The organism is Alteromonas sp. ABH4_454, from assembly GCF_056311775.1.
On record NZ_CM149972.1, the window covers coordinates 62235 to 75221 of the forward strand.

Here is a 12987-nt window from a genome sequence, read left to right on the forward strand (position 1 = left end):
TTTGGAGGAGTGCTATCAGGCGTTTTGAAAGCCCAAAACAGCCCATTTTTTGAGCTAAAAGTGAGCTAAATTAGACTAATTGATTAGATAAGTGTGGTAAGAATAGTATTAAGGCTTTCTAAGCTTACTTAAAATACTGATCAAGTTACTGATATTGAAAACAGTACCGAAAATACTGCCTACGGATAAAGCGTATAACAGCCCTAATGTTTCAGCCGCTAGAAACACTTTTCTGATGGTATGTGTGTTTCTGATAACCAATGAACCTACGGTAAAAATAAGTGATGACGCATAGGCAATAAAAATTATCCAACTGTGCTCTAACACAAACCATTCATAGGCGAGAAAGCCAAGATTCACTGCTACGAAGAAAAACAAAATAGCATTGCTTCTGTGTTTAATAGCAATAAAGTTACGCACGCTTGCGAGCAATGTACCTATGCCAGCGGCCATAGCGTCCAACATAAAAAAATGGGCACTTAATGCACTTAAAGCAAACGCTGAAATAAGCAAATATTTGTCGACATTGGTTTGGCGATACCCAATAAAATTTAAAACAACGGCTATCGCGCCAAAACCTTCTGCAACTATATTCATTTATATAAGCTCATTAAAATTTTAGGTAAAAAGGCTGACAAAGGGCTTTATATTCATTTGTGTAATTCCCCTCATGGTCTCTAATAACCAGCGCATTTTCATTCGCAACTTTTGTGGTAAAAAGCTGATGGTCTGCATACGCAGTACAATCTGCATGTCCGCCGTCAGCATTCTTCATTACTTTGTTAAAGCGAAATGCACAAAGGTAAGGGTCTTTATCCGATGTATGCTTTACATAAAGCATCGCTTCCAGCAATAAGCCATGACCAGCGGCGGTTTTGATAATGTCAGTTTCCATCGACGCAGGGTAAACGCAGTACATTTGTCCACTTTCTATCAATAATGCACTGCTAGCGTTAAAAAGATCATCTGGGCTTAATGTAGATGTTTGTCTTGCTACTGAACGATTGTGGCTTTGCTTACTGTAGGCATTAGAAAGTTTCGCTGGCGATTCGAAATACGGCGGGTTGGAAATAATGGTGTCATACAAATAGGCTGGTTCAAACCCCGCCAAATCGCAGTTGTGGATATGTAGCTGCCCTGCCCACTTTGAATTTTCAAAGTTAATTGCTGCCTGCGCCGCTGCATCCTTATCAATTTCGATGGCATCAATTTTGATAGCCTCGACTTGAAGTGCATCATTGTTATGATTTAACGGAAAAAAGCTTTCGGCTTTTTGCGCCATCATTAGGGCTAAAATGCCACTGCCGGTTCCAATATCTAAAATACGCGGGGCGTGGCTAATGTTGTCTGCACGAAGCTTAGCCCAACTTCCTAAAATTAGGCTGTCGGTGTTCACTTTCATGGCGCATTTATCTTGCGCTACGGTGAATTGTTTACAGCGGAACATGGGGAAGTCATATTACCTGATGCATTAAAAGGCGCGCATTCTATACCAAGTTGGGTTGCGCTTCACGTTAAGCTGGTGACATATTCTGCTAGTTATTATAAACCTGCTCATTGCCAGCGCTGTAGCGACATCATATTTCTGGCCACATCCACGGCATGAACAGGTCGGTACTTTTTTAACGGGCCTTTCATTATGCTTTGCCATATAGGCGCCGTTTTCTGCGCTATGTCTTCTAGCGTTCGCGATTCATTGCGCTCACCCAGTAGTAATGAAGGTCGAACTGCCGAGGCATGGGGTAATTGCGGCATACGCATAATGGCGTTCTCCAGTTCTCCTTTCACCCGCAAGTAAAAGTTACTGCTTTTAGCATCAGCGCCAACTGAAGATATCCATACAAAACTGTCTGCGCGCTGAGCGCGGGTAAGCTGCGCCGCTACGTGAACGTACTCGAAGTCGACACGGCGAAAGGCTTGCTTAGACCCTGCCTTTTTAAGCGTAGTACCCAGGCAGCAATAAACATGGTTTACACTGAAGTAACCTTGGTAGTCTTGCAGGTTGTCAAAGTCGATAACCACAGGCTTTAGTCTGTTGTAGGGGTCGTTAAACATGCTAGAAGAAAGCGGTTTTCTGACTAAGCAGGTTACTTCATTGTATCGTCTGTCCTGTAACAGCATATTTACAAGCGTTCGTCCTACTAAACCTGTCGCTCCTAGCACCATTGCGGATTTCATACGTCGCACCTTGTATCATAAATTGATATAACTACAATCAAACCTTCGACAGTCAAATATGCAGATAAAAATGAAAAAAGCCCTTTTAATTGGAGCCGCTATGCTCTCTACTGCTTTAAACGCTGAAACGCTCACTATTGAGCGCATTTTCTCTTCTCCTTCACTTGATGGCAATGCACCCCGTTCATTGAAAGTATCCCCCGACGGCCAACGTGTTACCTTCTTAAAAGGTAAGCAAACTGACTACGAGCGCCTAGATTTATGGGAATACCATATTGAAAGCGGTCAAACTCGCATGCTGTTCGACTCAAACGACCTTCAAAGCGGCGAAGAAGTGCTGTCTGATGAAGAAAAAGCGCGACGTGAGCGTATGCGCTTATCTGGTAGCGGCATTGTTAGCTACCAATGGTCCGACGATGGTAAAGCATTGTTGTTCCCGCTGGGCGGAGACGTTTTCTATCACAAGCTAGGTGAAAAAGGCGCAAAACAGCTTCTAGATACCGAAGCGTTTGAAACCGATATTAAATTATCACCAAAAGGTAACTACATTTCGTTTATCCGCGACCAGAACCTTTATGTTAAACACATAGAATCAGGTAAAGAGACAGCAATTACCAAAGAAGGTGGCGACAACATTAAATTTGGTATGGCCGAGTTTGTAGCTCAAGAAGAAATGGGCCGCATGACTGGATACTGGTGGTCGCCAGATGAAAGTAAAATCGCTTTTACCAAGGTTGATGAAAGCCCAGTAGATGTAATTACTCGCTCTGAAATCTATGCTGACGACATCAAGCTTATCGAACAGAAATACCCGAAAGCGGGCACACCAAACGTGTTAGTGGAACTTGCTATTCAAGACATCAACTCTGGCGATCGCACTTGGGTTGACTTAGGTGAAGATAAAGACATTTATTTTACTCGCGGTAAGTGGATGCCAAACAGCACTACCTTTACTTACCAGTGGCAAACGCGAGATCAGCAAACCTTAGAGCTTCGCGCGTTCGACCTTAACAGTAAAAAAGAAAACGTATTGCTTACAGAAATAAGTAATACCTGGGTAAACCTGCACAACGACCTTTACTTTCTAAAAGATAAGGGTCAATTTATTTGGGCGTCTGAGCGCGACGGTTTTAAACACCTTTACCTTTTCGACAACAACGGCAAGTTAGTTAAGCAGTTAACCAAAGGTGATTGGGTTGTTGACAGTGTTGAAGCTATTGATACCGCAAACAACCGTTTGTATTTCTCTGGTCGCAAAGATACGCCGCTAGAAAGTCATGTTTACAGCGTACCCTTAGATGGCGGCGAGATTTCACGCGTAACTGAGTTAGGCGCGTATCATAGTGCTGCGTTTAGCAAAGATGCTTCAATTTTTATTGACCGTTTTTCAACTATCAATTCCCCTGCACAGGTAAGCTTAAACAGTGCAAACGGCGAGCGAATTACTTGGCTTGAAGAAAATAAGGTTGAAGAAGGCCACCCGCTACACGCTTATATGGACAGCTGGACGGCACCTGAGTTTGGTGACATTACCACTAAGGATGACGCAACGCTTAAGTATCGCATCTACACGCCAGACAGCGCTAAGCAAAACCCTAAACAGAAGCACCCTGTTATTGTTTACCTTTACGGCGGTCCACACGCACAAGTGGTAACAAACAGCTGGGCGGGTAACCGTGGTTTGCTGTTCCAACACTGGGTTGACCAAGGTTACGTAGTATTCACGTTAGATAATCGTGGCTCTAACTATCGCGGTAAAAGCTTTGAAGATCCTATTTACAAAAAAATGGGCTTTATTGAAGTAGACGATCAGGTTGCGGGCGTAGAGTTCTTGCGCACACTTCCTTATGTTGATGCTAAGCGTATCGGTGTTCACGGTCACAGCTATGGCGGCTACATGACGCTTATGACTATGTTCAAAGCGGGCGACTACTTCGCAGCGGGTGTCTCAGGTGCGCCGGTAACCGACTGGCGCTTGTACGATACTCATTACACCGAGCGCTATATGGGTAACCCTAATACAGATGATGATGCCTACACAGCATCTTCAGTATTCCCTTACGCAAAAGACTTGAAAGGCGACCTTTTGATTTACCACGGCATGGCAGATGACAACGTATTGTTTACGCACTCGACCATGCTATACAAGCACCTTCAAGATTTGGCGATTCCATTTGAAACCATGGATTACCCAGGTAAGAAGCACAGTATTCGTGGTAAGCAAACGGGCATTCACTTATACAAAACGATTACTAACTTCTTTAACCGTAACTTGAAAGACTAATCGGGTTAGGGCCTAGGCAAGTTGTAATAAACAAAAAAGCGATGCTTGTGAAAGCATCGCTTTTTTATTTGGTTTTTTTGATTCTTACTAGCTAAACATCTGGGTTGCTAGGTTTTGCTGTACCGCCTGAGCAGACGATGCACTTAACTCAATTTCAACAGGGTCGGCTTTACCCGACAACCAAATTTTAAGCTCGGCGTCAGTATCAAAGTGCCCTGCCGTCTCAACGATAAACTGGGTAATAGATTTGTAAGGAATGGAGTGATAGTTCACTTTGCGCCCGGTTAGGCCTTGCTTATCGATAAGGATTAAGCGTTTGTTTGTAAATACGCTTAAATCGCGCACTAGTTTAAACGCGGAGGTAACGGTCTCGTTAGCTGCGAGTATTGGCGTAAGCTCTTCTTGTACGTCTGAAGCGCTTGTCTCGCTTGCATTACCCATGATGGTATCAAATAAACCCATAATCATTTCCTTTAGGCAGAGGCAAGTTTAACTCGCCATTGAACTCTATGCGCCAGCGGTTTAGGTTTATCTAAAGCAAAGCCTTGACCATAGTCCACTTTAAGCTCTTGTAAGACCTCTGCGGTCGCGTTATCGACCACAAACTCAGCTACCGTTTGTTTACCCATACTGTGCGCAATATTATTAATCGCAGTAACTGTAGCATGATCAATTGGATCGTGAACAATGTTTCGCACAAAAGAACCATCAATCTTAACGTAATCAACATCAAGGTTTTTAAGGTAGGTGAACGAGGACATACCTGCACCAAAGTCATCTAAAGCGAAGCTGCAGCCGAGGGCCCGTAAGGTAGAAATGAAATGCTTAGCTGCACTTAAGTTAGTTACCGCCGTTGTTTCTGTTATTTCAAAGCAAATCTTCTCAGCTGGCACAGAGGTACTTTGCATGCGCTTCGTAATGTTGTGAAGCGCCATTTCATCGCCCAATGTAATACCCGATAAATTAATCGCAACCTTGCCAACGTTATCAATATGAGCTGGGTTACTCTCAAGAGTTTTAAGGGTGTTATCTACCACCCACATATCCACTTTGTTCATTAATCCGTGGCGCTCTGCCAATGGAATAAAAAGCCCCGGGCTTATAAGGCCGCTATCTTTTGCATTTAGACGCAGTAGAATTTCGTAATGCTCTTGTTGGGCGGCCTTTTCTTGGCTAGGCACGTTAAGTGGCATAATAGCTTGGCTATACAACTCAAAACCATCGTTTTGTAACGCGTGGTGTAAAGCATGTAAAACCTGATTTTCGCTGTCGTCAATGGCCATTTGCGAGTCGTTATCATGAAATACAAAGTAACGGTTTCGACCTAGGTGTTTGGCTTTGTAACACGCATTGTCTGCAGCTTTAATCAATGCTTCTGCACTTTGTGTACTTTCATTGATTTCGATAACGCCGATACTTGCGCCTACAAAGAATAACTTGTCGTCATAAACAAAACGATAATTTGAAATCGCCACCAATAACTTGTCTAGGCGGTTTGTTACCTCATCCAAACTTTGATTGCGAAATATAATGCAGAATTCATCCCCACCTATTCGGGCAAGCAAGTCTTGGCCGTTTACGTATTGTCTGAATATTGTAGATATCTCTTTTAAAAGCTTGTCGCCCGCGGGGTGACCACAGCTATCATTAACCAATTTGAAACGGTCCATATCGATAAAGCACATCACGCTTTGCTTGTGGTAAGCGCGAGGCGAGCTAATGTTTGCCACTTTTTTAAAACCAACTTGGTGTAACGCCTCTTGGCTACTGTGCTGAACAGCTTCTTTATGCGTTTCATCAAGGATCTCTCGCAGTTTTTCATCAAACGCGTAGCGATTAAACAACCCGGTTAACTGGTCATGGTTTGCTTGAAAATACACTTCTTCCTGCAGCGCTAGCTCTTTCGTCACATCGCGGGCAATGCCTTCAACGGCTACGAGTAGTCCTTGCTCGTCGAGGATAGGGGTGTCTGAGAACTCAATAGCTAATGGCTCGCCTACTTTGCCTTGATAATGCACAACATAAGGCTCGGGCTTTTCGCCACGGGCAATGGTTTGGCGTATTTCAAAGGTCTCGTCAGGTACTTGTCGTACGTACCTCGACTCGTTCGCACAGAAGTCTTCGGCGCTAAACCCTAAAATTTTTTCAATACCCGCGCTCACATACATAAAGTTATGCTCGACAGTTTTGGTGTAAACAAAGTGACGGTGCATGCCATCAACTAAGCGACGGTATTTTTCCTCGCTGCGTTTAAGATCATTTTGGGCCCGAAAACGCTCGGTAACATCCCTAATTGTTAAGGCGATATTTTCCCCCGCCTTTACCACCTGAACTTTTATCCATTCTGGGCTAACTTGATCACTTTCAATAGCGATATGCGATTCATAAGGTACGCCATCTTTATATACGTTTTGCGCATTTATAAATTCGTTACCCAACCCTAAATACCGCATTTGCTCCGCCAATGTCATGGAGCGCAGTACGTCACACGCCCCACGAAACAGATAACGGGTATATGAATTGGCTTCGACGAGTGAAAAATCGCCTTCAGTAGGTTGGTAAATAAGCAAGGCATCTAAAGAAGCCTCGCTGGCTGTTAGGTAACGCTGATGGCTAAGCGATAAACTGACGGCACCCTTTAATTGTTTGTGTAGTACATAGCTAACCAATGCTGACATTAACAAGCCCGTTAGCATAATCAAAAGCCCTGCGTTGTAAGGGCTAAGCTGGGACTGCATGGTAAGAAGGAAGTCCCGCTCTAGAAATGTAAATGGTGCAAGCGACACAATAGTGCCATCTTTTACTAATTCTCCGCTTTTAAATAAGGTTTGATTGTCGGCTTTGAGCTGAAAATTAAACTGCGGCCCCACTAACTCGCCTAACATCACACCTAGAATAGTTTGGACATCAAAACTCGCCACTAGAAAGCCATGTTCAGGCTCCTGAGGGCTTATCGATCTACCCATAATGATAAAGTGGTGTTTAGCGGTATCTGAATACAAAAGCGTGCTTTCCAAGTCCTCAGAAAAGCGCGATATATTCAGGCCCAACGCTTCCATAGGCTTACCAACTAAGCTGTTGTCTATACGGGTTTTAATGCCGGAAGATGGCGTGGCCACCCACGCTATCTTCCCATTAGCATCAACAAACACCAACGATGAAAAACCACGCTGCATGCCCATTAATGACAAGGCTTGCGCGTTAAACCAATCTACTTGGTTTGGTTCGAAGGTGGGCCAGTTTTGCATAAGGTTATGCAGCGCTTGAATGCGTTCACTCGAGAAAACCTCTAGGCTTATCTTTACCTGCTCTGCTACTGACTGGGCTTTAGAAATACGTGCTTGGCGTTCGTCGTTTTGAATAAAAACGCCCGCAGAAACGAATAGTAAAGTGAGAAAGAGAAACAAAACCGTTGGTAAGGCGTAAATACGATGATTGAGTTTGCTTAACATGTGCCTATCTCCGGAAACTGGCGCAGTTAGACTAAAGTAGAATTATGAAATAAATATGAATTGCCTTATACACGATAAAGTTTCAGCACACTGGCGTAATTGAAAAGTATCTGGCAGTGTATAGATTTAATTTTTTCTTTAGCGCGAAAAAGGGCATGCTTACTTTAACGCGTTAAAAACACACAATTAAAAGAGCGTTTCTTAATGAGTAACTCCCCAAATTTTGAAGATATAAAACAAGCCTATGAACGGATAAAGAACGACGTAAAGAAAACACCAATAGTAGAATCTTCGTTACTGAATAAATGGATGGGCAACCGCATTTTGTTTAAAGCAGAATGCTTACAAACCATTGGGGCATTCAAAATTCGCGGCGCAATGAATTTTCTGGCACGTTTGAAAGAGGAAGGCCGCCTACCAAAACATGTGGTTGCCAATAGCTCTGGAAATCATGCACAAGCTGTTGCTTATGCAGCCGCACATTTCGGTTGTAGCGCTACAATTTTCGCGAGCGAGACCATTTCGCCAATTAAAGCTGCGGCAACGCAAAGCTATGGTGCAGAATTAAAGTTGTATCCTACTCGCCCAGAGGCCGACGCAGCAGTAGAGCAAGCATCAAAGGCACTAGACACTGTATGGATACCGCCGTTCAATCATGAAGACATAGTGGCGGGGCAAGGCACAGTGGCATTAGAAGCGTTAAATGAAATAGGCGATGTGGACGCCGTTTTTGCACCTTGCGGCGGTGGCGGTCTGCTATCTGGTACCTTGCTGGCAACCCGTGAATTGCAGCCCGATGCTTTGGTTATCGGCGCAGAACCCGCTGAGGCAAACGACGCATCCATGTCGCTACAGGCGGGCGAGATAGTATCGTTGCAGCATACGCCAAATACCCTAGCTGATGGCGCAGCCACCCCTTCAGTGGGCGATGTAACCTTTCCTATACTTCAGGAGCTTGACGATTTTTATGAAGTAGACGAGCTACAAATTGCTTATTGGACGCAATGGTTGCACCACCTACTAAAGCTTCATATAGAGCCAACATGTGCAATGACGATGGCCGCTGTAGCAGCTTGGGCGGCGAACACTCCTCCTGGGCAAACCGCTCTTGTAATATTAAGTGGTGGCAACATTAGCCAATCGAATATGGCAAAAATTTGGGAAAGAGACTTTTTATTGCAGCCTCCTATCCTGGATTTTGAAGACGCTGACGAATTAGAAGAACTTAAAGACGCTGAGGCATAGTCGCAGGTCCAAGCTCAGACTTAGCAAAGCGGTATTTCGCTTTTTTCGTTTTAAAAAGAACTTAAGCGAATAGTACGATTTAATACTAAGAATAGAAAAACAAACAGGCAGAAACTCACTATGAACTCTACATTGTCTACGCTGACATTTAAAAAGCATTCGCTTTCAAAACTACTCGCAGCAACATTTGCCACAGCGGCAACACTGACCGCCATGACCACTGCGCTTAGTGTTGAGGCAGCCACCCTGGTTGAGAACGTAAAAGGCTACACCTTAAATGAAAAGGGTGAACTCACTACTTTTAAAAATCTTCTTTTAGACGAAGGTAAGGTCGTTGCACTAGATGTAGATAAAGGTAAAACCTCTGTTGATGACACCATCGACGGCGAAGGTAAAGTCATGCTGCCTGGTCTTATCGACGCTCATGGTCACCTTCTCGGCCTAGGGGCAAACTTACTAGAAGTAAACTTGCGAGAAAGTACAAGTGCCCAAGACGCAGCTAAAATGGTTGCCGAATACGCTTTTGCAAACGGACAACAAGCTTGGATTACCGGGCGCGGCTGGAACCAAGAATTATGGTCTGACAGAGCGTTTCCAACAACTGCTGATTTGGACAAAGTTGTTTCAGATAAACCTGTAATGCTTACTCGAGTGGACGGTCATGCGGCGTGGGTTAACACAAAAGCTATGGAGCTAGCTGGCATCACAAAAGACACTCAGTCCCCTGTTGGTGGTGAAATTATTAAGGATGCTAACGGCCAACCTACTGGTGTATTCATCGATAACGCATCACTGTTAATTGAAGAACACTTACCGAAAGCCAGTAACGCGATATACGAGCAGCAATTGAATGCCGCAGGTGAGCACTTACTAGCAAATGGGATTACGTCAATGCACGATGCTGGTGTGGGCAGAGACGTTTACGACTTCTATTTAAAAGAAGCGGTAGAAGGCGACTTACCTGTACGTATTTATGCAATGGTGAGCGCGACTGACCCCGAACTTTCTACCATGTTGAGCAACGGTGCAATTCGTGATGAAGACGACTTTTTGTATATTCGTTCAGTGAAAGCCTATGGCGATGGTGCCCTAGGTAGTCGGGGTGCAGCATTACTCGAACCGTACTCAGATGCGCCCCATCAACATGGATTGCTGTTAACTCAACCAGAAGATATGACACAGCTTTTCACCACGGTTATTGGTGCGGGCTTCCAGCTTAACTATCACGCTATTGGCGATAAGGCGAATCATGTTGCGCTAAACGAGTTTGAAACTACGTTTAAAAATATTGGCGGCAGCGAGTTGCGCAACCGCATAGAACACGCGCAAGTTATAGCGCCTGACGACCTAGCCCGCTTTGCGTCGCTAAAGGTGTTACCTTCTATGCAGCCTACTCACGCCACCAGCGATAAAAACATGGCGGAAGATCGTCTTGGCAAAGATCGAATGAAAGGCGCTTATGCATGGAAAACGCTACTCGATTCGGGCATTGCCCTCCCCTTAGGTTCAGATTTTCCTGTAGAGCTTGCTAACCCGTTTTATGGTCTTCACGCTGCGGTTACACGTCAAGACAGAAACAACCAACCGGTAAAAGGCTGGTATGCCCACGAAGCCTTAACCATTGAGCAGGCCTTCAAGGGGTTTACTTTAGATGCAGCCTACGCAGGGCATATGGAAGATACTTTAGGCACATTAACGCCAGGGAAATGGGCTGATTTCATTTTGGTAGACCAAGATATTTTCAGCATAGACGCTAAAGATATTTGGAAAACCGAAGTTCACGCCACCTATGTGGCTGGAGAGGAAGTTTTCTCTAAATGAGTAGCGAAAACAAAAGCCTTTTAACCAAAGGGATCGGCGGCATTGGCGCCGCCCTTTTAGTATTAAACGGTCTTATTGGGGCAGGCATTTTTGCACTGCCCGCTAAAATGGCAGCAGAGCTTGGTGCTTTCAGCCCCTACATCTTTTTGATCTTTGGCGCACTTATGCTGGCCATTGTCTGGTGTTTTGGACAGTTAGCGGTACGCTATCAAGAAACTGGCGGGCCAGTCATTTATGCCCAAAAAGGCTTTGGTAATGCAGCCGCGTTTCAGACGGGGTTTGTGTATTACTTGGCTCGAGCCACGGCAATTGCCGCTAATATGCACGTTCTGTTACTTTACGCAGGCTATATGTGGCCCGGGCTTAATACAGGCGCAGGAAAATCATATGCAATCATAGGGCTGACAGCAGCATTAATTGTAGTAAATATTGTTGGTCTTAAGGCCGCTATGCGTTCGCTAGATACTATATCAGTGCTAAAACTCGTGCCTTTTGTAGCGCTTATTGTTGTGGGTTATTGGCAGCTCGACTTCTCTACTGCGCTGACAAGCTCTTCGGCTACTGTTGTCCCTGCATTCGACACTATATCAGCGGGTGCTTTACTTACGCTTTACGCCTTTATTGGCTTTGAGACGGTAGTGGTGACCAGCGGCGAGACTAATTCACCGAAAAAGACCATTCCTCGGGCGTTGATGCTTACGGTTTCAGGCATTGCCATCTTTTACTTTTGCGTGCAGTGGCTTTATTGGCACACCGTAGGGCCTGCCAAGCCGGATAGCGCACCACTTATTGCCCTTGCTAATGTGATATTTGGCGAAACCGGAGCGCTGATAATGACGCTTACCGCCGTGGTGTCGGTTGCCGGTAACCTATTGGCGAACATGATATCTACCTCTCGGCTTACGTTCTCTATGGCGCAGCAGTCTCTTATTCCCGGTAGACTAGGTAATAAGCTAGGTGAAGTTCACTCGACCTTTGCTACCCCAGCCGTTTCCATAACTATACTGGGGATTTTTGCCGGTACCATGGCACTTACCGGCAGTTTTGTATGGCTAGCAATTTCAAGCGTGCTGGCGCGGCTAGTAGTATATGCAATGTGTGTAGTGGTGCTAATGAAAGCGCAGAGGACTTATTTACAAGGGAGTTCTACAGGCTCATCCGCTAACGCTATAAACCCATTAAAACGTTTGATACCCTTTGCTGCATTAGTGGTTTGTGCATGGTCTATTGCACAATCTTCAACGAACGCATGGTTATTTTTATTAGGTGAACTAGCTGTAGGCGCACTGCTCTATTTTGCGCTTTTTCATTTAGCCCCAAGCAACAAAAAATCAAAAGGTTAAACAGTGGAAATTCAAGTTATACCGGTTACGCCCTTTGCCCAAAACTGCTCGTTAATTTGGGATCCAACGACTAACAAAGGCGCGTTTGTCGACCCAGGTGGCGACGTTGAAACGTTAATTGAAGCTGCTACAAATAAAGGCGTGAGTATAGAAAAAATCATACTGACTCACGGTCATCTCGACCACGTTGGCGGCACAGTCGCCATCGCTGAACATTACGGTGTGCCTATTGTGGGCCCTCATATCGGTGATAAATTCTGGTTAGATGCCCTTATGCAGCAAAGCCAGATGTTTGGCTTTCCGCCCGCGCAACCTTTTGCTCCCAATGAGTGGTTAAATGATAACGACACCATTTCAGTAGGCAGTTTAACGTTAGAAGTATTGCATTGCCCCGGTCATACGCCTGGACATGTGGTGTTGGTAGAGCGTTCAAGCAACCGGGTTATTGTGGGGGATGTAATTTTCGCGGGCTCTATTGGCAGAACTGATTTTCCGCAAGGAAATCATCAGCAGCTTATCGACTCTATTAAGCAAAAAATTATGGCGCTACCCGATGATATGACGATTTATCCTGGGCATGGCCCCACTACAACGGTAGCCACAGAAAAGGCGACTAACCCTTATGTTTCGGGTCAGTTTGGATAAAACCCTACGTTTTATTAGC

The 12987-nt window shown here is 44.8% G+C and carries 10 protein-coding genes; 5 read left to right on the plus strand and 5 right to left on the minus strand.

Annotated elements, in window-relative coordinates; translation table 11 throughout:
• Positions 1–108 precede the first annotated feature (108 nt).
• The 3 genes from ACYX4W_RS00285 to ACYX4W_RS00295 all read right to left on the minus strand — a co-directional run bounded on the left by ACYX4W_RS00285 (position 109) and on the right by ACYX4W_RS00295 (position 2178).
• Positions 109–597, minus strand: coding sequence for a YgjV family protein (locus tag ACYX4W_RS00285; RefSeq protein ID WP_474857448.1), 489 nt, complete (start codon positions 595–597; stop codon positions 109–111).
• A gap of 13 nt (positions 598–610) precedes the next feature.
• Complete coding sequence (locus ACYX4W_RS00290) at positions 611–1447, minus strand: tRNA1(Val) (adenine(37)-N6)-methyltransferase (protein ID WP_476074339.1); 837 nt, start codon at positions 1445–1447, stop codon at positions 611–613.
• Between the two features lie 107 nt (positions 1448–1554).
• Positions 1555–2178, minus strand: a complete 624-nt coding sequence (locus tag ACYX4W_RS00295; protein ID WP_476074340.1) for an NAD(P)H-binding protein — start codon at positions 2176–2178, stop codon at positions 1555–1557.
• Between the two features lie 70 nt (positions 2179–2248).
• Here ACYX4W_RS00295 and ACYX4W_RS00300 point away from each other — a divergent pair, with 70 nt between their 5' ends.
• Complete coding sequence (locus tag ACYX4W_RS00300; protein ID WP_476074341.1) at positions 2249–4462, plus strand: S9 family peptidase; 2214 nt, start codon at positions 2249–2251, stop codon at positions 4460–4462.
• An 87-nt stretch (positions 4463–4549) separates the two neighbouring features.
• Here ACYX4W_RS00300 and ACYX4W_RS00305 read toward each other — a convergent pair whose 3' ends face one another.
• Together ACYX4W_RS00305 and ACYX4W_RS00310 are read right to left on the minus strand one after the other, a co-directional pair.
• Complete coding sequence (locus tag ACYX4W_RS00305; protein WP_118492099.1) at positions 4550–4924, minus strand: PH domain-containing protein; 375 nt, start codon at positions 4922–4924, stop codon at positions 4550–4552.
• 11 nt (positions 4925–4935) lie between these two features.
• Entirely contained in the window at positions 4936–7914 is a 2979-nt protein-coding gene (locus ACYX4W_RS00310; protein WP_476074342.1) for a putative bifunctional diguanylate cyclase/phosphodiesterase, read from the minus strand.
• A gap of 204 nt (positions 7915–8118) precedes the next feature.
• Here ACYX4W_RS00310 and ACYX4W_RS00315 point away from each other — a divergent pair, with 204 nt between their 5' ends.
• The 4 genes from ACYX4W_RS00315 (at position 8119) to ACYX4W_RS00330 (ending at position 12968) form a co-directional block, all read left to right on the plus strand.
• Positions 8119–9159, plus strand: coding sequence for a serine/threonine dehydratase (locus tag ACYX4W_RS00315; protein ID WP_476074343.1), 1041 nt, complete (start codon positions 8119–8121; stop codon positions 9157–9159).
• A 120-nt stretch (positions 9160–9279) separates the two neighbouring features.
• A complete protein-coding gene (locus ACYX4W_RS00320) occupies positions 9280–10980 on the plus strand; it encodes an amidohydrolase (protein WP_476074344.1) in 1701 nt (566 codons plus the stop codon).
• On the plus strand, positions 10977–12323 hold the full coding sequence (locus ACYX4W_RS00325; protein ID WP_476074345.1) for an APC family permease: 1347 nt from the start codon (positions 10977–10979) through the stop codon (positions 12321–12323). The genes ACYX4W_RS00320 and ACYX4W_RS00325 overlap by 4 nt, the downstream gene beginning before the upstream one ends.
• A gap of 3 nt (positions 12324–12326) precedes the next feature.
• Positions 12327–12968 (plus strand): MBL fold metallo-hydrolase, encoded by a 642-nt coding sequence (locus ACYX4W_RS00330; protein WP_476074346.1) that lies wholly within the window; start codon positions 12327–12329, stop codon positions 12966–12968.
• Positions 12969–12987: the final 19 nt, after the last annotated feature.

What these genes read in the sequence shown, in the direction of transcription:
- ACYX4W_RS00325 (WP_476074345.1), top strand. Translation starts at nt 10,977, where the DNA reads ATGAGTAGCGAAAACAAAAGCCTTTTAACCAAAGGGATCGGCGGCATT.
- ACYX4W_RS00300 (WP_476074341.1), top strand. Translation starts at nt 2,249, where the DNA reads ATGAAAAAAGCCCTTTTAATTGGAGCCGCTATGCTCTCTACTGCTTTA.
- ACYX4W_RS00290 (WP_476074339.1), bottom strand. Translation starts at nt 1,447, where the DNA reads ATGTTCCGCTGTAAACAATTCACCGTAGCGCAAGATAAATGCGCCATG.
- ACYX4W_RS00320 (WP_476074344.1), top strand. Translation starts at nt 9,280, where the DNA reads ATGAACTCTACATTGTCTACGCTGACATTTAAAAAGCATTCGCTTTCA.
- ACYX4W_RS00285 (WP_474857448.1), bottom strand. Translation starts at nt 597, where the DNA reads ATGAATATAGTTGCAGAAGGTTTTGGCGCGATAGCCGTTGTTTTAAAT.
- ACYX4W_RS00305 (WP_118492099.1), bottom strand. Translation starts at nt 4,924, where the DNA reads ATGGGTTTATTTGATACCATCATGGGTAATGCAAGCGAGACAAGCGCT.
- ACYX4W_RS00315 (WP_476074343.1), top strand. Translation starts at nt 8,119, where the DNA reads ATGAGTAACTCCCCAAATTTTGAAGATATAAAACAAGCCTATGAACGG.
- ACYX4W_RS00295 (WP_476074340.1), bottom strand. Translation starts at nt 2,178, where the DNA reads ATGAAATCCGCAATGGTGCTAGGAGCGACAGGTTTAGTAGGACGAACG.
- ACYX4W_RS00310 (WP_476074342.1), bottom strand. Translation starts at nt 7,914, where the DNA reads ATGTTAAGCAAACTCAATCATCGTATTTACGCCTTACCAACGGTTTTG.